Annotated in this window: 21 protein-coding genes; 7 read left to right on the top strand and 14 right to left on the bottom strand. The window is 41.7% G+C overall.

Annotated elements, in window-relative coordinates:
* Positions 1–84: 84 nt before the first annotated feature.
* The 5 genes from secF to queA all read right to left on the bottom strand — a co-directional run bounded on the left by secF (position 85) and on the right by queA (position 5,665).
* Positions 85–1,029, bottom strand: a complete 945-nt coding sequence (gene secF, locus GDK41_RS14540) for a protein translocase subunit SecF (RefSeq protein ID WP_152087088.1) — start codon at positions 1,027–1,029, stop codon at positions 85–87.
* A gap of 9 nt (positions 1,030–1,038) precedes the next feature.
* A complete protein-coding gene (gene secD, locus GDK41_RS14545; RefSeq protein WP_152087089.1) occupies positions 1,039–2,898 on the bottom strand; it encodes a protein translocase subunit SecD in 1,860 nt (619 codons plus the stop codon).
* A gap of 30 nt (positions 2,899–2,928) precedes the next feature.
* On the bottom strand, positions 2,929–3,267 hold the full coding sequence (gene yajC / locus GDK41_RS14550; RefSeq protein ID WP_152087090.1) for a preprotein translocase subunit YajC: 339 nt from the start codon (positions 3,265–3,267) through the stop codon (positions 2,929–2,931).
* 31 nt (positions 3,268–3,298) lie between these two features.
* Positions 3,299–4,423 (bottom strand): tRNA guanosine(34) transglycosylase Tgt, encoded by a 1,125-nt coding sequence (gene tgt, locus GDK41_RS14555; RefSeq protein ID WP_152087091.1) that lies wholly within the window; start codon positions 4,421–4,423, stop codon positions 3,299–3,301.
* 201 nt (positions 4,424–4,624) lie between these two features.
* Positions 4,625–5,665: a tRNA preQ1(34) S-adenosylmethionine ribosyltransferase-isomerase QueA gene (gene queA / locus GDK41_RS14560; protein ID WP_152087092.1), complete on the bottom strand. Its 1,041-nt coding sequence runs from the start codon at positions 5,663–5,665 to the stop codon at positions 4,625–4,627.
* 251 nt (positions 5,666–5,916) lie between these two features.
* Here queA and GDK41_RS14565 point away from each other — a divergent pair, with 251 nt between their 5' ends.
* Positions 5,917–8,427: an EAL domain-containing protein gene (locus GDK41_RS14565; RefSeq protein ID WP_152087093.1), complete on the top strand. Its 2,511-nt coding sequence runs from the start codon at positions 5,917–5,919 to the stop codon at positions 8,425–8,427.
* A gap of 152 nt (positions 8,428–8,579) precedes the next feature.
* Positions 8,580–8,777: a hypothetical protein gene (locus tag GDK41_RS20405; protein ID WP_152087094.1), complete on the top strand. Its 198-nt coding sequence runs from the start codon at positions 8,580–8,582 to the stop codon at positions 8,775–8,777.
* Positions 8,778–8,779: 2 nt separating this feature from the next.
* Here the strand turns inward: GDK41_RS20405 and GDK41_RS14575 are convergent, their stop codons facing one another.
* From GDK41_RS14575 to GDK41_RS14605, 7 genes are all read right to left on the bottom strand, one after another.
* Positions 8,780–9,703, bottom strand: a complete 924-nt coding sequence (locus GDK41_RS14575) for a hydrogen peroxide-inducible genes activator (RefSeq protein ID WP_152087095.1) — start codon at positions 9,701–9,703, stop codon at positions 8,780–8,782.
* A 145-nt stretch (positions 9,704–9,848) separates the two neighbouring features.
* A complete protein-coding gene (locus GDK41_RS14580) occupies positions 9,849–11,117 on the bottom strand; it encodes an inorganic phosphate transporter (protein WP_152087096.1) in 1,269 nt (422 codons plus the stop codon).
* A gap of 34 nt (positions 11,118–11,151) precedes the next feature.
* Complete coding sequence (locus GDK41_RS14585) at positions 11,152–11,829, bottom strand: TIGR00153 family protein (protein WP_152087097.1); 678 nt, start codon at positions 11,827–11,829, stop codon at positions 11,152–11,154.
* 139 nt (positions 11,830–11,968) lie between these two features.
* Entirely contained in the window at positions 11,969–12,670 is a 702-nt protein-coding gene (gene phoU / locus GDK41_RS14590) for a phosphate signaling complex protein PhoU (RefSeq protein WP_152087098.1), read from the bottom strand.
* A gap of 24 nt (positions 12,671–12,694) precedes the next feature.
* Positions 12,695–13,522 carry a phosphate ABC transporter ATP-binding protein PstB gene (pstB, locus tag GDK41_RS14595; RefSeq protein WP_152087099.1) on the bottom strand — a complete coding sequence of 276 codons (828 nt, stop codon included), beginning with the start codon at positions 13,520–13,522 and terminating at the stop codon, positions 12,695–12,697.
* A 29-nt stretch (positions 13,523–13,551) separates the two neighbouring features.
* Entirely contained in the window at positions 13,552–15,201 is a 1,650-nt protein-coding gene (pstA, locus tag GDK41_RS14600) for a phosphate ABC transporter permease PstA (protein WP_152087100.1), read from the bottom strand.
* Positions 15,202–15,218: 17 nt separating this feature from the next.
* The gene (locus GDK41_RS14605) at positions 15,219–17,453 is read right to left on the bottom strand and encodes an ABC transporter permease subunit (protein ID WP_152087101.1); all 2,235 of its coding nucleotides are present in this window, start codon (positions 17,451–17,453) and stop codon (positions 15,219–15,221) included.
* A gap of 322 nt (positions 17,454–17,775) precedes the next feature.
* On the opposite strand from GDK41_RS14605, the gene GDK41_RS14610 reads away from it, so the two are divergent.
* The 3 genes from GDK41_RS14610 (at position 17,776) to GDK41_RS14620 (ending at position 21,987) form a co-directional block, all read left to right on the top strand.
* Positions 17,776–18,282 (top strand): glycine cleavage system protein R, encoded by a 507-nt coding sequence (locus GDK41_RS14610; protein ID WP_152087102.1) that lies wholly within the window; start codon positions 17,776–17,778, stop codon positions 18,280–18,282.
* Between the two features lie 142 nt (positions 18,283–18,424).
* Positions 18,425–20,512 carry a polyphosphate kinase 1 gene (ppk1, locus tag GDK41_RS14615; protein WP_152087103.1) on the top strand — a complete coding sequence of 696 codons (2,088 nt, stop codon included), beginning with the start codon at positions 18,425–18,427 and terminating at the stop codon, positions 20,510–20,512.
* A complete protein-coding gene (locus GDK41_RS14620; protein ID WP_152087104.1) occupies positions 20,509–21,987 on the top strand; it encodes a Ppx/GppA phosphatase family protein in 1,479 nt (492 codons plus the stop codon). The genes ppk1 and GDK41_RS14620 overlap by 4 nt, the downstream gene beginning before the upstream one ends.
* On the opposite strand, the gene GDK41_RS14625 is transcribed toward GDK41_RS14620, so the two are convergent.
* Entirely contained in the window at positions 21,980–23,251 is a 1,272-nt protein-coding gene (locus GDK41_RS14625; RefSeq protein WP_152087105.1) for an EAL and HDOD domain-containing protein, read from the bottom strand. The genes GDK41_RS14620 and GDK41_RS14625 overlap by 8 nt on opposite strands.
* Before the next feature lie 166 nt (positions 23,252–23,417).
* Between GDK41_RS14625 and GDK41_RS14630 the strand changes: the two genes are divergently transcribed.
* Together GDK41_RS14630 and GDK41_RS14635 are read left to right on the top strand one after the other, a co-directional pair.
* Entirely contained in the window at positions 23,418–24,149 is a 732-nt protein-coding gene (locus tag GDK41_RS14630; RefSeq protein ID WP_232056469.1) for a transporter substrate-binding domain-containing protein, read from the top strand.
* Positions 24,150–24,185: 36 nt separating this feature from the next.
* Positions 24,186–24,752: a PhnA domain-containing protein gene (locus GDK41_RS14635; protein ID WP_152087106.1), complete on the top strand. Its 567-nt coding sequence runs from the start codon at positions 24,186–24,188 to the stop codon at positions 24,750–24,752.
* 49 nt (positions 24,753–24,801) lie between these two features.
* On the opposite strand, the gene GDK41_RS14640 is transcribed toward GDK41_RS14635, so the two are convergent.
* The gene (locus GDK41_RS14640) at positions 24,802–25,638 is read right to left on the bottom strand and encodes a 23S rRNA (adenine(2030)-N(6))-methyltransferase RlmJ (RefSeq protein WP_152087595.1); all 837 of its coding nucleotides are present in this window, start codon (positions 25,636–25,638) and stop codon (positions 24,802–24,804) included.
* Positions 25,639–25,673: the final 35 nt, after the last annotated feature.

Genomic DNA, 25,673 nt, shown 5'->3' on the forward strand with positions numbered 1-25,673 from the left:
TGAAAGTCCGCAAAATAGCGAGTTGATAGTTTTTAGTTCCCATAAAAAAGGCCGCAAACGCGGCCTTTCAAATCAAAAGGAGTACTAAGGCATTGCGTCTAGATCTGCGCCTTCTTTTTCAACTTCTACTGGGATCAAGTCCTCTTTGCTCACACCCATCGCAACGGCAACTGAGCTGGCAACATAAACTGAAGAATAAGTACCAATGAAAACACCAAATAGCAATGCAGTAGCAAAACCATGAATGGTTTGTCCGCCCCATACAAATAGTGCTACCAATACCAAGATAGTAGTAATTGAAGTAACTAACGTACGATTAAGAGTTTGCGTTAAAGAGATATTGATGATCTCCAACGTGTCATCAATACGTACTTTTCTGAAGTTCTCACGGATACGATCTGACACTACAATAGTATCGTTCAGCGAGTAACCGATCACCGCCAAAATCGCTGCTAGTATCGTTAAATCAAACTCTAAATCCAATAATGAGAACAAACCCATGGTCAAGATAACATCGTGAAATAGTGCCGCAACAGCACCAACAGCAAAACGCCATTCAAAGCGAAATGCAACATATATCAAGATACAAATCAAAGCGGTGAGCATCGCTAAGCCACCCTGCTCTTTCAAGTCTTCACCAACACTTGGCCCAACAAACTCAATACGGCGCATCTCTACACTGCTATCAGCTTCTTTTAGCGCGGCTATAAGCTGATTACCAATGACTTCGGCTTTAACATCGTCACCACGAGGTGCTAAACGCACCAATACTTCTTGGCTGGTACCAAATAGTTGCACTGATGCATCTGCAAAACCGTTGTTAGCCAATACATCACGAATATTTTTTAGATCCGCAGGTTGTGCAAAACCCACTTCAACCGCGGTACCGCCCGTAAAATCCAAACCGAAGTTCAATCCTCTTATGGCCATTGAGGCAATTGAGGCAACTATCAGCAAAGCAGAGAAAGCCATCGTAAGCTTTCTCGCCGACATAAAGCGGATAGTGCCTTTTAAGTTTAATAACTGCATACCCGTCTCCTAGATAGAAAGCTTCTCTACACGTTTACCACCAATACATAGGTTGATCACCGCACGGGTGCCAACGATGGCTGTAAACATGGATGTGATAATACCAATTGCCAGTGTTACAGCGAATCCTGCAATTGGCCCGGTTCCTACAGAGAACAGAATAATTGCCGCGATCAGCGTTGTAATATTGGCATCGAAAATGGTGCTAAATGCGCTGTCATAACCATGGTGTACCGCTTGCTGCGGGCTACGTCCATCGAGTAACTCTTCGCGAATTCGTTCGAATATAAGTACGTTTGCATCTACCGCCATACCAACAGTCAATACAATACCTGCAATACCTGGTAAAGTGAGCGTTGCACCTGGGATCATCGACATCACACCAACGATCAATACAAGGTTTGCAGCCAATGCTAAATTAGCCACTAAACCAAAACCTTTGTAGTAAGCCAACATGAAAGCTAGTACGAACGCAAAGCCAAGTGCGACCGCGGTCATGCCCGCATCAATATTTTCCTGACCTAAGCTTGGCCCTACTGTACGCTCTTCTACGATTTGAATTGGCGCCACTAAAGCACCTGCACGTAGTAACAAACTTAAGTTATGTGCTTCAGCTGGGTTATCGATGCCGGTAATACGGAATGAATTATTTAAACGCGCTTGAATGGTGGCAACATTTATCACTTCTTCCACTTTAATCGGTGGCAGAGCTTTGCCATTAGCATCTTTTTTACCTGATGGTTTGTATTCAATAAATACCGTAGCCATGCGCTTACCGATAGCACGCTTAGTGAATGCATTCATTTTTGCACCCCCTTTGCTATCAAGGTTGATGCTCACTTGCGGGCGTTGGTACTCATCCATTCCAGATTGGGCACCAGTAATATGGCTCCCTTCTAGAATAATGCGCTTTTTTAATACCACGGGATAACCATCTTTATGATTAATCACTTCAGTGCCTGGCGGTATACGGCCCTGAGCAGCGGCTCTTACATCTGCGTTTTCATCTACTTCACGAAACTCAAGCGTTGCAGTAGCCCCTAAGATTTCCTTCGCTCTTGCTGTGTCTTGTACACCCGGAAGTTGCACGATGATACGCTCAGCACCTTGACGTTGTACATTTGGCTCAGCAACACCTAGCTGGTTAATACGGTTACGAATAATTGTTTCGTTTTGCTTGATAGCATAGTCACGAATTTCTTTGAACTTTTGGTCGCTCAAACTGGCGTAAAATGCGACATCGTTGCTGCTATCATCAATAAAGTTATATAGTGGGTAGCGACTCTGTAAAAAACGTTCTGCGGCGTCTTTATCACTTGCATCACGCATAGTTACCTGCAACCTGTCACTACCAGCTACACGACGCACTGAGCGATAGCGCAATTTTTCACCACGTAAATCACTCTTAAAATCTTGCTCCATCGTTTCAAGCGCATTATCAAGCGCTGTCACCATATCCACTTCCATAGTGAAGTGAACACCCCCACTCAGATCCAGACCCAACTTCATTGGATTACCACCCAAGTTCTTCAACCACTCAGGTTGCGCTGGGCTCATGTTAATCGCTGAAATGTAATCTTCACTTAAGTTAGCACGCAGAAGATCCTGTGCTTTGAGTTGCTCTTCAACATTTTTAAAACGGACAAGCACTTGACCCTTTTCAAGTGCTGATGACTTTACTGTGATGTTGTTCTTTGCAAGTGTGTTGTTAACTTGATCTAGTACGCTTAAATCAGCACTGGCACCTTTGGTGCCAGACACTTGTATGGCCGGATCACGACCATACAAGTTTGGTGTCGCATATAAAATGCCCACTGCTAACACAGCAAGTACCAGCAAGTATTTCCACATTGGATACTTATTTAACACTGGATTATCCCTTTGTTGTTATTATTTTTCTTAAAGTGACTTCATTGTACCTTTAGGAAGAACTGCCGATACAGCTGATTTTTGTACTGTTACTTCAGCTTGATCATTCAACGCAATAACGACAAAATCTTTGTCGTCAGACACTTTGGTAATTTTACCTACAAGTCCACCTTGCGTTAATACTTCATCACCTTTTGCAAGTGCACTCATCAGGTTTTTATGCTCTTTCACGCGTTTTGCTTGTGGACGGTATATCAAGAAATAAAATACCAAACCGAAAATAGCCAACATAATCAGCATTTCCATACCACCGCCCGCAGGAGCTGCTCCAGCAGTGCTGGCATGTGCACTAGAAATAAATAAACTCATAACAATTCCTCTTAAAATTTTATATTCAGTCTTATTCTGTTTCAGCCAACGGCGGCACTGTTTGCCCGCGGCGTGCATAAAAATCTTCCACAAAGGCATCTAACTTGCCTTCGCTAATCGCATTGCGCAACCCTTCCATAACACGCTGATAGTAGCGAAGGTTATGGATAGTGTTAAGACGCGCACCTAAAATCTCATTACACTTATCTAAATGGTGTAAATAAGCTCGCGAGTAATTTTCGCAAGTGTGGCAATCACATTCAGGGTCAAGTGGTCCAGTATCTGTCTTATGAACAGCATTACGGATCTTTACTATACCGCCGGTGATAAATAGGTGGCCATTTCGAGCGTTACGAGTTGGCATAACACAATCGAACATATCAATCCCACGACGAACCGCTTCAACAAGATCCTCTGGTTTGCCAACCCCCATTAAATAGCGCGGTTTGTCTTCTGGCATTTTATAAGCGCAGTGATCCAAAATGCGGATCATATCTTCTTTTGGTTCACCCACTGACAAGCCGCCCAAAGCATACCCATCAAAGCCGATTTCTTCTAACCCTTTTTGCGACTCAGCACGCAACTCAGGATACATACCACCTTGTATAATGCCAAACAAAGCTGCGGGGTTATCACCATGCCCTTCTTTCGAGCGTTTAGCCCAACGCAATGACAACTCCATTGAATCTCTAGCTTCTTTTTCAGTGGCTGGGTATGGCGTACATTCATCAAAAATCATTACGATGTCTGATCCCAAGTCACACTGCACTTCCATCGCTTTTTCTGGCGATAGCATGATTTTCTCACCATTGACTGGCGACTTAAACAGCACACCTTCTTCGCTAATCTTACGCATCGCCCCTAAACTGAACACTTGGAAGCCACCTGAATCTGTCAAGATTGGTTTGTCCCAGTTCATGAAGTCATGCAGATCGCCATGTTGCTTAATAATTTCAGTACCAGGGCGCAGCATCAAGTGGAAGGTGTTGCCTAAACAGATCTGTGCACCCGTGCCTTTTAATTCGTCAGGTGTCATGCCTTTCACCGTGCCATATGTACCAACAGGCATAAAGGCGGGTGTTTCAACAACACCCCTGTCAAAAATCAAGCGACCACGGCGCGCTTTACCATCGGTGCAGTCTAATTCAAATTTCATTATTACCTCAAAGTCGGAAAAACAGTCCAACGTTAGTAGTTGCTAACAACAAGTAAGTTAACAATCAGGTGAAAAAACCGCTCAATTCTACCTTGTTTAACGAAGCAATTCTAATTATTGGGTCGAAAATCCTGTTTTAAAGGCACAAGGGAGTAAAACGAAGTAAACAAATAAAAAGCCCAGCTTTTGCTGGGCTTAAAACTAAGTGCGAGATTGTTTAGTTAAAAACATTGCATCACCATAGCTAAAAAAGCGGTACTTCTGTTCTATTGCGGTGCGATAAGCCTTCATAATATGCTCTTGGCCTGAAAATGCGCTGACTAACATGATCAATGTGGACTCAGGTAAATGAAAGTTGGTTACCATGGCATCCACAACTTTAAACTCATAGCCTGGGTAGATAAAAATGTCAGTATCTCCTGTAAACGCTTTCAATAAACCATCATGGACTTTTGCAGCAGACTCTAATGAGCGCACAGATGTCGTTCCTACGGCAATAACTCGACCCCCTTTCGCTTTTGCAGCCGCAATGGCGTCAACAACTTGCTCAGGTACTTCAATATACTCAGAGTGCATGACATGTTCATCAACCGACTCTACACGCACTGGTTGAAACGTCCCCGCTCCCACATGCAGGGTAATAAACGCCGTCTCTACACCTTTATCTTTAATCTGCTGTAATAACTTCTCATCAAAATGCAATCCTGCGGTCGGTGCAGCCACTGCTCCTGGCTTTTCGTTATATACGGTTTGATATCGCTGTTTATCTTCTTCTTCATCGGGTCTATCGATATATGGCGGCAAAGGCATATGCCCGATTTCTTCTAAAATCTCAAACACCCCTTGCTCAGCAGTAAACTGAAGCTCAAATAACTCACCATGGCGTGCGAGCATGATAGCTTCTGCTTTTTCCTCAAGGATTAATGTAGCCCCTTCTTTGGGCGACTTACTTGATCGCACATGCGCCAATACTCGATGCTCATCAAGCACACGTTCAACTAATACCTCAACCTTGCCGCCAGTGGATTTCTGGCCGAACATTCGGGCAGGGATCACCTTGGTGTTGTTGAAAACCATAATATCATTCGGCTGTAAGAAGTCTAAAATATCAGTAAAAACCTTATGAGAAATTTCACCGCTGTTGCCATCAAGAGTGAGCAAACGACTACTTGAACGCTCTTTTTTGGGATGACGGGCAATTAATTCATCAGGAAGTTCAAAACTAAAATCAGCTACGCGCATGGCAACATCTCATGTAAGAAAATTGGCGCCAAGTCTAGAGATCCTAATAGGGTAAATCAAGTGCTTGTAACCTTGCGAAAATAGCATTAACCTAGCAGCGTTGCTGCAAAGTTTGGTAAATCAACTGGCTAGTAATAGGTAAAGCTCTACAGTAAGTAACAATTGGTAATCTAAATCAGTCAGTTAGAGCTATTTTTTATATTGAGGTGACGTTTGTTGTTTGTTAGTAAATTAGAGTTAAGGCGTTAAACGTGGCCAGACAATTAAATTTATTGATTGTAAACTCTAGTCAGCAAGAGCGAGATACAATAAAAAACACTCTACAAAGCCTTGATGTATTCACTTTTATTGAATGTGAAGACAGTCAAAATGCATTGCAGTTATTAAAAAAGCAAGCGGTTGACGTCGTGATAACAGGTCTTGATGTTGGCAAAATCGACGGTTGGCGCTTTTCGCGCATGGTTCGCTCTGGACTACTAAAAACCCCAAAAAATACACCAATCGTCTTGATCCCACCGATATATTGCGAACGTATCGCTGAGACAACAGCAAGAAGCTACAGTATTGACGCAGTGTTACCTTTTGAGCGTCATCGCCAACTACCACATACTTTGGCAAACGTATTATCAACTCACTTAGAAAAAAGTAGTCGTTTAAGCTTGTTATTGCTCGAACCTAATCAACAAAGGGCTGATGAAATTTGCCAACATCTTTCTTTGAGTTTTGCCTGCACACATGTCAATACAACTAATGATGCTTTGTCTCTTTTTCGACAAAATAGCTATGCAATCATTTTACTAGATGCGACAGCTACCCGCGCGCATGCAACAAAAGAGCTTGTCGATAACATATTAAAATACAACCCTAACCAAGCAATTGTAACCATCATCGACAGCAGAGATGCTGACTATGCGGAACAACTTCTGCTACTGGGGGTCACCGATTTCGTCCGCGAGCCCTATGATATTTCAATTTTGAGTAAAGTCTGCGACCACGCGGCACGCCGAGAAGACTTTATGGTGAGCTACGCCGAATTTGAAGAAAAGGTGTCGCAACTCAGTCGCAGCGAGCAAAATTACAAAGAGCTGTTTTCAGCACACCAGCGCATTTTGTTACATCTTAATACCGTTGTGATGGAATTAGATCAACAAGGCTTGATCCGCTTTATCAACCCAGCCTGGGAAGCATTATCGGGCTTGGGTATTAAATCAAGTCTCGGCCAGCCTTTATATAAATTCGTCTCGCAAGAGTATCAACTTGAGTTACAAAATACGTTAGCTCTGGTTATCAGTGAACAAAAACAACAAGCAAAAATAGAATTACAAATCAATAATCAAAATCACTGTCAAATTTGGGTTGAGTGTCGCTTTCAATTAATCAACAATAGCACCAGTAAGACCACCGTGACTGCCACACTAGATAACATTCACGAGCGCAAACAAGCCGAGTTACAGCTACGCCATCTCGCGCTGCATGATACATTAACAGGGTTACATAATAGGTACTTCTTCGACCAACAACTGCAAAAAATCTGTTCCTCTATCACCGAACAAAATAACATTGAGCATGCTTTGCTATATATTGATTTGGACCACTTCAAAATTATTAATGACAGCAAAGGGCATCAGCAAGGAGATATCGTTTTAAAAGAAGTCGCTCAACTGTTTGGTGAAAATATAAGTGATGAACACCTTATTTTTCGGATCGGGGGAGATGAATTTGCCATTATACTCAGTAACACCAATTTATTGGACGCTCATATTGCTGCTGAAAGTATATGTATGGCTATAGAAAAGCATAAATTTCACTCTGAAGAAAATAGCTATTCAATTAGTTGTTCAATTGGACTAACTCAGCTCACTCTAGACAACCATGATGCGAATGAATGTTTGAAACAAGCCGATATAGCGCTATATGTAGCGAAAAACTTAGGGCGTAACTTAGTTCACTGCTATAGCAAAGAAGACGCGCATAACAGTACCTTGCAAACAGGTTTAGAATGGGGACACAGTGTACGAGAAGCCCTACAAAACAACTTAATTGAACTACACTACCAACCCATCTGGGATCTTAAAAATAACACCATAGCTTATTTTGAGGCGTTATTGAGGTTGGTTGTCAAAGACGAGCTTATAAACCCAAATCAGTTTATCCCGGCTCTTGAGCTTCTTAACGATACATTTTTAATGGATCAATGCGTTATTAGGAATGCTATCGCTGCCGTTGCGCAGCATAAGGAGCTCAACCAGGTAGCGATAAACTTATCAGCGCAGTCTTTCTTAGATGAGCGCTTGCTACCGCATATTCAAGCTTGTTTAGAAAAGTATCAAGTCGCTGCGCAGCGTATCATTTTTGAGATCACTGAATCTGCGAGTATTAACAACCTCAGTGCAACTCAAGCTATGATTGCCAAACTCAATCAACTTGGCTGCCACTTTTCTATTGATGATTTTGGCACTGGATTCAGCACGTTTAGCTACCTCAAACAACTACCAGCACAGCATGTAAAAATCGATGGTTCATTCGTACGAGATATGTTGAATGACCCGATAGATTTGGCTTTAGTGAAGGCTGTACACGAAATAAGTCACTCTCTAGACAAGCGCTCGGTGGCCGAATATGTTGAAAATGTAGACATATTCAATGCATTAAAAGAAATTGGTGTGGATTATGCTCAGGGCTTCTACATTGCACGTCCAATGCCTATACATGAACTAAAAAAAGCAATCCCTACTATTTTATCTAATAAAACAACCCGATAACAAATTAATACAAAAGTCGCCTTTTCCTTCGCGCATATTAATCTATAATTACTCTAATCAGGGTTGTCCAGCTAAGTCGTTGATTTTTGCATTTTAACTGGACATTCAATGGATTGAGTTACATCGCCTTATGGACGTCTAGGAGTGTAATTATGAATCAACTAGTAACTTTTTTATTTTTAATCAATATATTAATAGCACTTCAGTGCTATCGTAACGCTCGAAGTAAGGGTTACCCGTGTAAGTTGTTTACTGTGTTAGGACTCATTCCTTACTTCAACTTGGTTGTTTGGGTCTACTTACTATTTCTGCCAAATTTGATCAACGCGAACAAATTTGAGCCTTCTTGAGATTAATTTTGCGGTTTTTTCTGTGCACACTGTGTTTGAACAAACTCACCTACCTGTTCGCTAAATAAGCGAAAGTCTCGGATCCGGCCTGTCGTTTTACGCCAAAGTAAACCTATTTCTCGGTATGCATCACCCAAGGAGTTATTCGCGACCATAGGCTTCCCCTGCAATATTCCAGCATTAAGCGCCATTTGAGGCAAAAATGTAACGCCATTTTGATATTCAACCATACTTAACAGGGTGTGCAAATTAGCAGCTTCAAAAGGGTTAATACAATCACTTCGGTTTAGATGGCAAGCACTTAAAGCATGGCCAGTCATACAATGCTCTCTTTCGAGTAAAAAAACGCTTTTATCTGGCAATAAATTAAAGTCCGTTACATTATCAGCAACATCGTAATCACGATGATGCACCAAAGAGAAGTGGTCTTTGGCTAGCACCTGGGTATGAAAGCGCTCTGTATGATATGGTAGAGCCAGCATGGCCATATCTATGTGCCCATGTTCTAACTTATCTAGTAGCTTATCACTCGTATCTTCAACTAAAACTAATTGTAACTGAGTAAACTCTTGTAAGCAGAACTGATAAAGTGGCGCAGCAATAAAGCTAGCAACGGTTGGGATAACTCCAAGAGTTAGTTTTCCTGACAACGGGTGTTTATAGCTTTTTGTCAGTTCCTTAACACTCATTGCATCATCAATAATTTTTTTCGCTCTTGCTACCACTTCTTCACCAATATCGGTAAACATTAAGCTTCGATTTTCACGCTCTATTAATTGGCAACCTAAAGTTTCTTCTAATGTCTGTATGGCACTACTGAGTGTTGATTGCCCGATAAAACAGGCCTGCGCGGCTCGGCCAAAATGCTGATGTTGATGAACTGCAACTAAGTACTGAAGTTGTTTAATGCTAGGCAGGTTATTCACTGTGCTCTAATTACTAAAGTAAATGATAACCACAGTATAACCTTGATGTTTCGGTAGGAAAACCTTATCGCGAAGGCTTAAAAATAAAAAGACCCCAGTACTAACGTACTGAGATCTTTTCAAGCTAAAAGTCTGTCTTTCTAAGTTAAACGCCGAACGCTGCTCTTAGAACATAGAATATAACAATAGCAAGAGCTGCGCCTACTGGCAATGTGATAACCCAAGAAACTACAATGTTTCGGATCACGCTCATATTCAGTGCTGCAATACCACGTGCCATACCGACACCTAATACCGCACCCACGAGTGTTTGCGTTGTAGAAATAGGTAGACCTGTACCAGAGGCTATAACAACCGTTGAGGCAGCAGCCAATTCAGCAGCAAAACCACGGCTAGGCGTCAAATGTGTGATACCTTCACCAATCGTTTTAATTACCTTTTTACCTAAAATAGCTAGACCCGCAACAATTCCTAATCCACCAAGAGGTAAAATCCACCACGCAAGCGCTGCTTTTTTCGCAATCACACCATCGTTCTCAACGATGTTAACGACCGCTGCAAGTGGCCCAATCGCATTGGCTACATCGTTAGAACCATGCGCAAACGCCATACAACAAGCTGTTAGAACCATTAATACAGCAAATACCTTTTCAACATTATTAAATTGCATTTGCTTATCGGCTTTAGGATCCATTTTCAAGCGCGCGATAGCCATCTTACCGATTAAGCCAACAGCAACTGCTATACCAATTGCAAGCGCATAACCTTCAAATGTTCCTAAGTTAATTCCTATGTGCTTCAAACCTTTTTTAATCGTTACAAGTGCCATTACAAAGCCAGCTAACGCCATGTAAATAGGTACGAAACGTTTAGCGTTTTGTAAAGGAGCTGACGTATCAAAAATCAACTTCTGTGCACTCATAAAAATCAGATAGGCTATAAATCCAGAAATCGCTGGCGTAACAATCCAACTACCAACAATGCCTGCAACTTTGCCCCACTGTATCGCTTCGCTACCAACGGCAACAAGGGCAAAACCAATAATTGCACCAATGATAGAGTGTGTCGTGGATACTGGCCAACCAAGCATAGAGGCCAATAACAACCAGGCACCCGCAGCAAACAGCGCTGAAATCATACCTAAAACCATAAGTTCAGGAATATCAGCGAATGGTGTGGCATCAATAATACCTTTACGAATTGTGGAGGTTACCTCACCACCGGCTAAATAAGCGCCAGCAAATTCAAAGACCATAGCAATCAAAATTGCTTGTTTAATTGTTAGCGCTTTAGAGCCAACAGATGTACCCATCGCATTGGCAACGTCATTTGCGCCAATACCATAAGCCATAAAAAAACCAACAGCTGCTGCTAAAAGCACCAGCATTGTGCCGTAGGATGCAATGATATCCATTGTAAAACCTTACTATAAACGTCTTAATTTTAAACTAGCGTGCGAGCATTAGCTCTAATCGAGAGCCTACACGCTCTGCGATATCAGCAAGTTCACCAACCCATTCGATTATTTTGTATAAAAACATTACATCAACCGGGTTCAATCCTGCTTCAACTGCACGTAATTCTTGGCGGATTTTAATTTGCATGTCATCCGTATCTTGCTCGATCGCATCCAATTCGACCAACATGTTTTCTACCAAAGTGACTTCACGACCACGAAAACCGGTTTCTAATAACTCATCAAGCTCATTGATTGCTTTAGAAGCTTGCTTAGTTGCATCAACACAACGTTGCAAGTAGGTTAAAAAGTCCGCTTGGATAGATTCTGGGATCACCATTTCACGACCGACAACACGACCAGCGATATCTTTTGCTTTGTTCGCGATTTTGTCTTGGTGAGTGATAAGTTCAAGTAGATCGGTTCGCTCTACTGGCATGAATAGACCACGAGGTAATTGTAAACGAACTTCTCGTTTCAATTTATCCGCATCGCGCTCTAAATTTCGGATCTGAACACGTAGTGTTTCGGCTTCGTCCCACTCTCCTTTAAATACGTGATTAAAAAATGGAATTAAAGCTTTACTCGCTTTATGAACGATTTTTATGTGTTCTTCTACAGGCTTTATAGGAGATTTTGCAAAAACCCCTAAAAATGCATTAGTCGGCATAATTGACCCTTAAATCATATTTATATGCTTTGCGGGGCTAATTTTACAGCATTGAGCCGCTTTGTGAACGATTTTTATCGATAAGGTAGAATAAGTTGACCTCAACACACACTGTTTAGGTCAACTTATTTTGTGTGTGCTATAGAGATTTTTCTATATCTTCTTGAGATGTATGGCGAATATCCTTCCCATTAACAAAATAAATGACATATTCAGCAATATTCTGGCAACGATCACCAATGCGCTCCAAAGAGCGAACAGACCAAATCAAATCCATTATTTTTGGAATTGAACGTGGGTCTTCCATCATATATGTCATGATCTGACGCGTTAATGCCTCATATTCTCTATCTACTTTCGCATCCTCTTTGTGCACTTCAAATGCGCGCTGAGCATCCATACGTGCAAATGCATCTAGCACATCATGCAACATTTTAGATACCTGACGACCCATGTTTTCAATATTAACTAACAAATCCTGTTGATCTTTAGTAAAAGAGTCCAATGCCACGCGCGCAATACGTTCCGCTTCATCACCGATGCGCTCTAAATCAGCAATAGTTTTTGCAATAGCAACAACCAAACGCAAGTCACTCGCTGCTGGCTGTCGTTTTGCTATGATGCGTGTACACTCTTCGTCAATGTTAACTTCCATGGCATTAACCTGGTAGTCATTCTCGCTCACCTTACGCGCTTTTTCCGCATCACACTCATTCACAGCATCAAGCGCTAAGTTAAGCTGTTGCTCAACTAGCCCTCCCATACTTAAAACATGATTACGCACACTTTCTAGCTCTTCATTGAAGCGACCAGATATATGCTTATTTAAATTATGATCCATATTAAATCCCCTTCAATCAGCCTATTAACCGTAACGACCCGTAATATAGTCTTCTGTTTTCTTCTTCGATGGGGTAGTAAATAGCGTGTTAGTATCCGCATATTCGATAAGCTCACCCATGTACATAAATGCGGTCTGATCTGACACGCGAGCAGCTTGTTGCATGTTATGCGTTACAATAACCACCGTATACTTATTTTTTAAGTCGTTAATAAGCTCTTCAATAACCAATGTAGAAATTGGATCTAGTGCGGAGGTTGGTTCGTCCAACAGCAACACCTCAGGTTCGATAGCAATAGAACGCGCAATGACCAAACGTTGCTGCTGACCACCAGAAAGACCAAATGCGCTATCGTGCAGTCTGTCTTTTACCTCGTCCCATAATGCAGCACCACGTAACGACTTTTCAACTACCTCATCTAGCTTACGTTTGTCTTTGATACCTTGTAAGCGTAAACCATAAACCACATTTTCGTATATTGATTTAGGGAAAGGGTTTGGGCGTTGAAATACCATCCCAACATTACGGCGTAATGCAGCGACATCCACACGCTTATCGTAAATATTTTGACCGTGCAAAATAATTTCACCTTCGATACGACAAGTATCAACTAAGTCATTCATACGATTAATGCAGCGTAGCAATGTTGACTTACCACACCCTGATGGCCCGATAAAGGCCGTAACCTGTCCTTTTGGTATTAGCATATTGACATTGCTAAGCGCTTGCTTATCGCCATAGTAAAGATCGAGGTCTTTGATCTGCAGAGATGTTTGCTCTGGAGTCAAATTTGCAAGATCTAGCTTTTTTTGGCCATTGGCCTGATTAACTTCTGGAGCTACTGTAATCATTACTTTTTACCTACTTAAAATCTTTACTATTACTGTTCTAGTGATCTGAACTTTTCACGCAAATGGTTACGAATGCCGATAGCAGTAATATTCAACGCGATGATCACGGTCACTAATAAGAATGCGGTCGCGTACACCAATGGACGTGCGGCTTCAACATTCGGACTTTGGAAACCCACATCATAAATGTGAAAACCCAAGTGCATAAATTTACGGTCTAGGTGAATATATGGAAAGTTGCCATCAAGCGGTAGCGTAGGCGCCATTTTTACCACCCCAACCAACATTAACGGTGCAACTTCGCCTGCCGCACGTGCTACAGCTAGTATCAACCCTGTCATAATCGCAGGGCTAGCCATTGGTACTATGATGCGCCAAAGTGTTTCTGCTTTAGTCGCCCCCAAAGCCAACGAGCCATGACGCACGGAGCTGGGAATACGTGATAAACCTTCCTCTGTCGATACTATCACAACAGGTAAGGTCAATATCGCTAGAGTGAGCGCAGACCAAATAACGCCTGGCGTGCCAAAAACAGGACTCGGCGCAGCTTCACGATAAAATAATTCATCAATTGAACCACCGAGCATATAAACAAAGAAACCTAAACCAAATACCCCATATACAATGGATGGTACACCCGCTAAGTTGATAACCGCGATACGGATCATTTTAGTAACCGCGTTTTTCGCCGCATACTCATGCAAATATATTGCCGCTATAACACCAAATGGCGTTACTATCACAGCCATAAGCATTACCATAAATACGGTACCAAATATAGCAGGGAATACACCGCCTTCAGTATTCGCTTCACGGGGATCATCACTAATAAACTTGCCAATTTGAGTAAAGTAGTGAGCAACTTTTGCAAAATAACCCATATCATTTGGGAACCAAACATCTAATACTTGGTATAGAGGTAAAGTTACTTGCTCACCACGCATGTCACGCACTACTACTTGGTCACGCTTAGCTTTCTTACGCAGAGCAAACAAACGCTCTTCAAGCACTTTATAATCATCACGCAGTTGCTCGCGTTTTGACTGTAATTCGGCTACACGTTCATCCGTTAACGCATTGTCCAATACATAGCCTTTCTCTTGAAGACGCAATCGCTCTAGCTCATAGTTGATATGCCCGATATCACCGTTTTGTAGGTCTAACGCTTCTTCGTTAAGCTCAACTGCACGCTCAACCAACTCATAGAGGCGCTCAGTCGCGTTCTCTTTAACAACTTTGCCATCTTCAATAACCTGCTCTACATAACCATAGAAGTTACCATTTTTGCTTCGTTCAAAAACGGCTAGGCTTGCAGGCGCTGATTGCTTTTTGATATCTGTTGACAATACCCATCTAAAATCAAGCTCTACATACTCACGGTTACCTGTTTTAAGCAATAGACGCTCGATAAACTCTTGATCATATTCAGATAGGTCAAACCCTGCAGCTTCCAAGCGAGATTTAGGTACTTGCTCTCGGTCATAAATTTCACCAATAACAACCTGCTCACTAACCGAGCCTTGTAGGTGTAATTCAACTACTTGTGATGGCCAGAAAAAGGATAAGCCTTTCCAAGCAATCATCGCCAATAAACCCAGCACCGAAATTAAGCTAATACTAACGGCACCACCTGTCATCCAGATCCAAGGAGACCCTGACTTAAACCACTGTTTTACCATGTCATGAACTCCAATAATTACATTGAACTGTATTTTTCACGCAGTTGCTGACGCACAAATTCAGCCACCGTGTTAAATACAAAGGTGAAAATAAATAACACAAATGCCGCTAAGAAGAGGATACGATAGTGTGAGCTACCGACTTCAGACTCAGGCATTTCTACCGCGATATTGGCGGCCAAAGTACGCATACCTTGGAAAATACTCCAATCCATAATTGGGGTATTACCCGTTGCCATCAAGACAATCATGGTTTCACCAACCGCTCGCCCTAAACCCATCATTACAGCAGAGAAAATCCCCGGACTCGCCGTGAGCAGTACGACACTGATAAGAGTTTGCCATTGCGTAGCTCCTAAAGCTAAAGAGCCATTAGATAGATGTTTAGGTACACTGAAGACCGCGTCTTCCGCGATAGAGAAAATAGTTGGAATAACAGCAAAGCCCATCGCGATACCGACGACTAATGAGTTACGTTGGTCAAACGTCAGGCCTAACTCGTTGGTTAAATATTGACGAACATTGCCACCAAACATCCAATCCTCAACACCGCCACTAATCGCAAACGATAACCAGCCAACAAATAGCACCACAGGAATAAGTAATATTGAGTGCCAGCCATCTGGCATCTTGTGGCGAATATGCTCAGGTAGCTTAGTCCAGAAAAATGCCGTCGCTATCACAGCCAAAGGTAACAACAGTAATAAAGCAACAATTGCGGGTAAGTGTGTTTCAATCAATGGTGCTAACCATAGGCCCGCTAAGAAACCAAGAATAACCGTTGGCAGTGCTTCCATAATTTCTACTGTTGGTTTTACCACACGACGTAACTCACTAGACATGAAGTAAGCTGTATAAACGGCAGCTGATAATGCTATAGGTACAGCAAATAGCATGGCATACATTGCCGCTTTAATAGTACCGAATGAAATTGGGACTAGTGAAAACTTAGATTCAAAGTCATCTGAAGCCGAAGTTGATTGCCAAGTGTAGGCAGGCTCTGGATAGCCCTCATACCAAACTTCTTGCCACAAGGCAGACCAAGTTACTTCAGGGTGCTCATTATGCACATCAAATACTGATAGCTTGTTATCGGCCAGAACTAATACCGCATTTGAGCGAGGAGATACCGCAAACGACTCGATAGCACTTTCACTTACCTTACCTTGCCATAAATGCGCTTCACTAGTGGTATAGTAGATCCCCAAGTCACCACTGCTATTTGTAGTGAAAAAGGTGCGTCGATAATATTCGCTGTATATGTCTACGTTGCTATTTTTGGGCGTTTCAAATGCTCTGATTTTTTGAAATTTACGCCCCGTTTCAGAGTTTACTTCAAACCATTGCGATACTTCGCCATTATCATTTGCTAGCATCAGCGAATTAGCACCTGCTAACAACGTCGTTCCAACTAAATTTGCATTCTCTTCATTCGCAGCCAGTACTTGGATCTGTTCAACTTCACTTGGATAGCGAGTATCAAATATATAAATTTGGTTTGCAGAACGAACAAACGTACGCGTTGTATCAGGGCTCATTAATAGCTCATCAATGCGTCCGTCAATCTCAAGCTCAGTACGCTCAACAACCCATTCAACTTCGCCGCTGAACATGTTCTCTTCTGCCACAAAGGATGCAAAAATAAGACGTTTATCCGAAGTAAGCGCCACAACCGCTGTTTTATCTTCATAGTGGCTAAACGCAAAGCGCTTGATGGCTTTGCCCTGCTCATCGACAAGTAATTGCTTACCTTCTAGCGGATAGCTTAATCGCGGCGAAATAACGCGCTCATTACCAGGGAAAGTAACAAGAAATGAAGGTTTGACTAGCGCAACTTGGCCATTGTCTAAACCATATGCATATTGACCTAAAAATGGTGCGCTTTTCGCAACACTGGATACCTGACCATCAAGATTAACCGACAGGCGCTCAATATGCTCACCAGCCTGCGCCCCTTTAACTTGGTAGAAGTCGACATGTCCTGTACGTGTCAGTAGGTAAGCAATCTCCGTTTGTTCTTCAACACCAACACCCACATATTGCTGTGCGTTACTCAATGCAACGTCAACACGCTTTTTAACTGTGGCTGATTCGAATATAGGCTGAACGACATAGAGTAGATAGAAGAAAATTAGCAGCAATGCTACCAATACCATCACCCCACCAGCTGATATACCAAACTGTGCAAACCGGTCTTTGAATAGACGGCTTCTATCCGTTTTAAAAGACGGTTGCTGCGGATTTGAAGACATCAAAACACCCTTTCATTTTAAAGTTAGCGGGCATTATATTTCATCAAGATGACAGTTATGTTACACAAAACTGAGTGGCCCACCATAAAGTTGAGTCATTTTTATGCCATTTCCCTAGCTTTTTTGATTTGGTACAAATTGTTTTCATTTCTTTACAAACTAACTTTAGATTCCGTTGGACATCATGACTTGGTGAACTAATCTTAGAGCGCGGTATCTACCTTTGTAGGCTATGTATAAGGATTATACCCTCATTTGCTTAAACCGTATTTTTCCAACGCTATGCTTTTTCATAGCAAAAATAATTAAAGAGACACGCATTATGAAGCAGTTAGTTTTAACAATCATAGGAAAGGACCGACCCGGTCTGGTAGAGGAAATATCTTCAGCAGTACTCGCGCACCATGGTAACTGGCTCACCAGTAATCTCAGTCATTTAGCTGGCCAATTTGCTGGGATAATTCAAGTAGAAGTCGCCGAGGAACACTTACAACAACTTCAAGATGGCCTAGCTGTGCTTCCAGGACTAGATGTTAAGATGGAAACAGGAGATTTGCTTGATGAAGAACAAACTCCTGAAACAATCAACTTGGTTATAACGGGTAATGACCGTCCAGGCATCGTCCAAGAGTTAGCGAGTGTTATCCGCCATAAAGGAGCAAATATTACCCATTTAAACTCTCGTCAGCAAAGTGCACCTAATTGGGGCGTGCCTATTTTTAGTGCGTTTGCTACCGTAACTCTGCCCATCGGTATGAATAAAGACAATGTTATTGATGCATTGGAATCTATCACTAGCGATCTGATCGTCGATATTGAAACGGAATAACCTCCCCCAACAACAGATTTGCATTTTGCGTAAAAGCACGGATATACATGTATGGCAAGTGGTCAACATATAAGACACTTGTCATATCCACGTCATAAACTGGACCTATATTTGACGCAGCGTATTTTTCGTGGATTTAAAAATGCAAGCACTGCCCTCTCAGCCAAAAACCGTTAGTTATTTTGCCAAAGAACTAAGTTGGTTATCTTTCAACGAACGTGTACTTCAAGAAGCCAAAGACGATAGTAACCCAATCATTGAGCGCATTCGGTTTTTGGGGATCTTCTCAAACAATCTTGATGAGTTTTTCCAAGTGAGAGTTGCTGACGTTAAACGCCGAATCCTCCTAAATAATCTACCCGACACTAACTTTGAAGAAGATGAAGCACTGCTGAGCCAAATTAATCAAAAGGTGCTGCTATTAGGAAAAAAATTCAACCACATCTATCAGCAAATTTTAACTGACTTAGCAAAATACCACATTCATATCAGTCAACCTCAAACACTTTCTGAGTTTCATCAATCTTGGTTGAAGCACTACTTTGAAGACCAAGTATTACCCAATATGTCACCTGTGCTTTTGAGTGAAAGCAAAGATTACTCAGACAACATGAATGACACCATGACCTACTTTTTTGTACACATGAATGGTGAAAAGCAACACTATGCATTGCTAGAAATCCCCACTGATAGATTAGAGAGATTTGTACAGCTACCACCTGAGCGCACCCGCCGCCAAAAACATATTGTGATGCTTGACGACATCGTGCAGTTTTTCTTAGCTGATGTTTTTAAAAGCTTTTTCCACTTTGAGAGTATTGAGGGTTATTCAATTAAGTTAACCAGAGATGCACAGTATAATCTCGATGATGAGATTGAAGAGGGCCTATTAGACAAAATGTCCAAAGGCTTGAAGCAACGCCTATACGCAAAGCCTGTTAGGTTAGTCTACGATGAATCGATGCCCGAATACATGCTCAAAGTATTAAAAAAGCGTCTGAGAGTGACTAATCAGGACGCATTAATTCCAGGGGGCCGCTATCGCAACTTTAGAGACTTTATTGGTTTTCCTAATGTTGGCCGTCGTCACTTAGAAAACAAGCCACTTCCCCCTTTGCAAAGTCAATCTTTCAAAAAAGATGCCAGTGTATTTAATGCAATCTCAGAGCAAGATATTTTACTTTACTATCCTTATCACACATTTAATCACATGCTTGAATATGTTCGCCAAGCAGCGTTCGATCCTAATGTAACGCAAATTAAGGTAAATATTTATCGTGTTGCCCGCCAATCTCGACTAATTGCCTCACTGATCAGCGCTGCAAAAAATGGCAAACACGTTACCGTTATGGTTGAACTTAAAGCACGATTTGATGAACAAAATAACATTGAATGGGCAAAGCGTTTGAGTGAGTCTGGCATTAAAGTGATGGTCGGTATTCCTGCACTGAAAGTACACAGTAAGTTGTGTGTAATTCACCGCAAGGAAAAAGGAAGGATTGTTAAATATGCCCACATTGGCACCGGAAACTTCCACGAAAAAACAGCAAAAATATATACCGACTTCAGCTTATTTACTCGCCACCCAGAAATATGTGAAGAGTGCGACAATGTTTTTCGCTTTATCGAAACAAGCTATCGGCCATTTCATTTTGAGCATTTAATGATTTCTCCCATTAACGCCAGAGATAGGATACTTGATTTAATCGACCAAGAAGTTAAACATGCAGAACAAGGAAAAATCGCCAAAATAACAATAAAAATAAACAATTTAGTAGACAAACAGCTTGTTGACAAACTTTACTTTGCAGCCCGTCATGGTGTTAAAGTACGCATTATTGTGCGCGGTATGTGTGCGCTTGTCGCAGGCTTGCCACGCTTTAGTGACAACATTAAAGTGATCAGCATTGTAGACAGGTTTTTAGAGCATCCACGCGTAATGGTGTTCGAAAATATGGGTGAGCCATTAGTATATCTTTCTTCTGCCGATTGGATGACTCGTAACCTAGATCATCGAGTTGAAGTAGGTGTACCGATTTATAGTGAAGAACTAAAGCAACTTATCATTGATATTTTGGAACTACAATTTCGTGATCGAACTAAAGCACGAATAATAGATGCAGAGCAGAAAAACCATTATGTAAGACGTGGTAACCGAAAGAAAATTCGCTCTCAAATTGCGATATATGACCATTTAAAGAAATGGGAAATGAATAAGAGTCTCTCATGACAGAATACCCATCCATAGCCGCTGTAGACTTAGGTTCCAATAGCTTCCACTTATTAGTTGCCCGACAAGTGGATGGCAGCTTTCAGGTACTACATAAAGAAAAGCAACGGGTAAATTTAGCGGCAGGCCTTGGACCAGATATGATGCTGTCAAACGAGGCGATAGACAGAGCTCTTGTCGTGCTCAAGCAATTTTCAGCAACATTGCAAAACTTCCCCCATAGTAATGTGCAAGTTGTCGCCACCTATACATTGCGAAACTGCAAAAATATCAAGCACTTTTTAGCCAAAGCAAAACAGCATTTTAGCTTTAAGATTAATGTGATCTCCGGACAAGAAGAAGCGAGGTTAATTTACCAAGGCGTTGCTAACTACGAGCATAATGATGGAAACCGGTTAGTTGTTGATATTGGTGGTGGTAGCACAGAGCTTATTATTGGTGAGCACCTCACTCACAAATTATTGACGAGCAGAAACATGGGATGCGTCAATATCACGCAGCAATTCTTTAGTCACGCAAAGCTGTCAGAAAAGCGCTTTATGAGGGCACAAATAAAAGCAGAGCAATTATTGGAACCAATTACTGCCAATTATATCAAGCTTGGATGGCAATGCTGTTATGGTACCTCAGGAACGATTAAAGCGCTCGTGGGCGTCGCTCAAACTCTCTTTGATACCTCAGTCCTAACACACGGTATTTTGCTAAAAATAAAGTCGTTAATCTTGCAGTTCGATAATTATAATGATCTCAACATAGCTGGTCTACCAGATGAAAGAAAGGGCACGATCCCAGGTGGTTTAGCCGTGTTACTTGCCGTATTTGAGCAGTTAGGAATCAATGAGCTTCATTATAGCGATCATGCTCTACGTGATGGTTTGCTGCATGAAACCTCTACTAACAATGAATTTGATATTCGTACCAGAACTATCCAAACGCTCAGCGAACACTATAACGTTGACAGACAGCACAGTGAACAAATTTGTCGCACGCTAGAGCGTTTCTATGAGCAGCTTGATACTAGTTGGTCTTTGCAAAAAGTCGACCTGCAAATGTTATGCTGGGCGGCCAAGTTGCATGAAGTTGGCTTAGCTATAAATTCTTCTGGGCTACATAAACACAGCGCTTACATTGTCAAAAATAGTCAGTTGCCCGGTTTTACGCAAGAGCAGCAGCAGCTGTTGAGTAACCTGATCCGTTTTTGCCGCAAAAAAATCAAGCTATCAGAGTTACAACAGGCAAACTCAGTTGAGTTAAGTCACTTCTCAAAGCTACTTAGTCTCTTTAGGTTAGCTATACTCCTTAATGCCAAAAGACAAGATACTATTTGCCCTGTGGTAAAACTAACAAGCTTTTCAGACTCACTACTTATTGAGTTTGAGCCGCATTGGTTAATAGACCATACATTGATGGCAGCAAGCTTGGCTCAAGAACAACAGTTTCTAAAAAAGCTCAATATCTCTTTAATATTCAACTAGTTTTCACTACTGAGAATACGTCATCAGCGTATTCTCTACTTTCCATTGCAAAGTTATAAAGTGCTTTTGTTTTGGTTGCAGGGCGGATCGCATTTAAGATCATTTGTGCTGATTGCCAATCATTTTTTTCAACTTGCATGGTAAGTTGCAAAGCACCGCCTAATAATCCTTTATAGCTGAGCAAAGCACTACTAAGTGAATGATCGAGTGAAAACTCAGCAACAATCACCGACAACTCAACTTCAAGCACAGCATCTAAAACTGACATCAAGCCAATTAAGTAACCTTGTTCAGCCATTTCCTCTCCACCCGGAGCCAAAAATAACTGCATGAACTTAGCTCGCATAAGCCCCATCTTGGTTAACTCGGCAGGTTTGTCTACACCTAATTCGCTCAACGCTAGTACGCGAACGAATTGACGTATCGCATCTTCACCAAGGTACACAACGGCTTGAGAAATCGATTTCATTTCAATTTTATTCTCACCAGCCTTTGCGTTAGCAAGCTTTAAAATCCGTGCTGTTAAACTTAAATCTTTTGCAACTCTTTGTTGTACTTCTTTAAAACAAATATCTTTTTTGGCAGTACAGCGTAATAAATCAAAAACAATTAACTTTGATGGCTCAACGTTGCCATGATTCATCATTTCAGGACGAGCGAAGAAAAAGCCCTGAAAGTAATCGGCCCCTGCGCTTTTAACAAACTCGAAATGCACTTGAGTTTCGATTCGCTCCACAATAATGCGTATATCAGGAAAACTACGTTTGAGCTTTTTGATCAACATGGTTGTTTTAATGATTGGCTCCTCTATTTCGAGCTTAATGTAATCCATATGCTCGAGCAGGGGCTGCCATTTGGGATCACTGTCATAATCATCTAGCGCAAAATGATACCCTCGTTTTTTAAGCGCAATAACTGAGCCAACTAATTTGGGGATGTTTTTTGAACGCTCGACAATTTCAACAACCAAATTATCGGGTTTTAATAGGTTGGGTAACTCTTGAAGCAAAGATTCATCTGATAGGTTAATAAAGGCACGATGCCCGGCTGTTAACCTATCTACGCCTACGAATATTAAAGAGTTAAAGAACATCCGGCCTGTTGCTTGGCCATCAGAGACGCCCATGGGGAACGCATTGTTATTTGAGTCTCGATACAACAATTCATAGGCATAAAGATTCTGCTCTTTATCAAGTATTGCTTGACGAGCAATATACTGAACAGCCGAATTTTTCACTTTAGCAACAGTGCCACTCATTAACATCTAGATCCTTTTCTAGCAAATCAATAGTCGATGTTTTATTTGAGAATACGTGAACCATGACAACCGAGCAAATAAAACTTCCAATTAAATCGTGATGGTAACATGCTTCGTAACCACGATTATTTGACAATTGCCTATCGCCAGTTCGATAGGCTAGTATAACTGCATGAGAATACTATTAATCATAGTCGCTATTTTGATGTGTGGCGCATTAAAAGCAAACACACAGCTGACTTACAGTGTCAGTGGTTCTGGTAACTACTTTCCCTACTATACACATGACCCAAAAAAACCTGGGATCCTACCAGAGGTTGTCCGAGCGATATTGAATGAAGCTCAAATAGAGGGCAAGAACCTTTTACTGCCTGCCAAAAGAACCAACCTGTATCTAGAACAAGGTAAAATAGATTTTGATTTAATCAGCCCAAGCTGGTTGAATGAACAACAGCGTAATGACACAAGATTTGTATACTCTGAGCCTATTCTATCTGTAAACGAATATATTGTTGCAACGCAGCGATTAGCAAAGCCGATTTCATTAACAGGAAAAGAAGTCGGTACAGTTCGCGGCTACTATTACCATGATGATGCACACTTCACACGAATTGACTTTAATTCAGAGAAAGAGCTATTGCAGGCTTTGAGCCGAGGACGTATCGAGCAAGCTATTATGGGAGACTTACCTGCTACCTATTGGTCCGAGAAACTCAACGTCCCCCTGTTTCTAAACACCTTACACTCCCAAGGCTATATGCATATTCGCTTACAGGCCAAGCTCTATGCTCTGCTACCAAGTATAAATAGCGCTATCAAAACATTACAGAGTCAAAATCAATTTAAAAAGATTACCCAGCACTACGTAAAAAACATCCCTGTTAGTGGCACACAAAACCAGTGAGCAGTATAATGGGCGTTTTGACAATGGAACTGAGCTATGAGTATCGAGGCTACCTTGCAAACACGCAGCACTGGCAAGTGTGAGTTATGTACAAGTACAAAAGAATTATCTGTATATGAGGTCCCGCCAGTAACAGAAGCCCACTCTGACAAATGTGTTTACCTGTGCCAAGTGTGCAAGTCACAAGTTGAAGACAGCAATGATTTAGAGGCAAATCACTGGCACTGTTTAAATGACAGTATGTGGAGTCAGGTACCCGCAGTACAGGTGATTGCTTATAGAATGTTGAAACGCTTAGCAGCTGATAACGGCTGGGCACAAGACGCGCTTGATATGCTTTACCTAGAAGATGAAACGCGAACTTGGGCAGAGCAAGCGTTGGCTCACGAAGAGGAAGTTATACATTTAGACAGTAACGGTGCTAGATTAAATGCTGGTGACACGGTCGTGCTAATTAAAGACTTAGACGTAAAAGGCAGCTCACTCACGGCCAAAAGAGGCACTGCAGTTCGCAATATTGGCCTGACATCAAACCCAGAACATATTGAGGGGCGCGTTGAAGGTCAACGTATTGTTATTTTGACTAAATTCGTTAAAAAATAACGCATGAAACAGCCCCTTTCGGGGCTTATAAAATTAAATTCACTGCTCGTTATTCTTCAACCAACTGTTCACTTCTAAAGAAAGCGTCGCTATTTCCCAATATTTCAACGAGCTCAGGTAACACGCCATCCATGGTTTTTTTCAAAGTCCAAGGTGGATTAATCACTATCATACCGGATGCCGTCATACCATGTAGCTCTGTATCTTGCTCAGTAGCCAGTTCAAATAACTGGATATTTTTCATGCCAGAGTTTTTTAGTGCAAGTTCAAGCGCATCAATACGTTGACGAGATACAACAGGGTACCAGATCATGTATGTGCCAGAAGAAAAGCGCTTATATGCTTTGCTAATCATCAAAGCGGCTTGCTCATAATCAGTTTTTATTTCATAAGGAGGATCCATCAAAACACAAGCACGTCTGGATGCCGGTGGTACCAAACCGAGCAATCCCTTAAAGCCATCTTCGCCTCTGACACGCAGCGATTTCTTGCCATGCATGTTTTCTTGAAGAAGTTGCAGATCTTTAGGGTGTAACTCAAAAAACCAGCCTTTATCTTGGCGCCTAAGACAATGCTCGGCTATTTTTGGCGAACCAGGGTAAAAATCTAATGCACCGTGGTTAAATGTTTTAATCACGCTGACATACTCTGTTAGCGCCGTATTACTTCCTTGATATTGCCAAAGTTTAGTAATGCCCTGTAAATACTCTTGCGTTTTTTGTGCATCAGCATTGTTAAGCGCAAATAAACCAGCCCCTGAGTGGGTGTCAATGTAATCAAACCCACCCTCTTTGCGAGTCATATACTCAAGTACGTTTACCAAAACTAAGTGTTTAAGAACGTCGGCTGGATTGCCTGCATGAAATGAATGTCGATAGCTAAGCATAATGTTGCCTATTAATAAAACGGGGTTATTTAGCT

Origin of the sequence: Pseudoalteromonas sp. A25 (assembly GCF_009176705.1) — a bacterium.
In the GTDB taxonomy this organism is placed as follows: domain Bacteria; phylum Pseudomonadota; class Gammaproteobacteria; order Enterobacterales; family Alteromonadaceae; genus Pseudoalteromonas.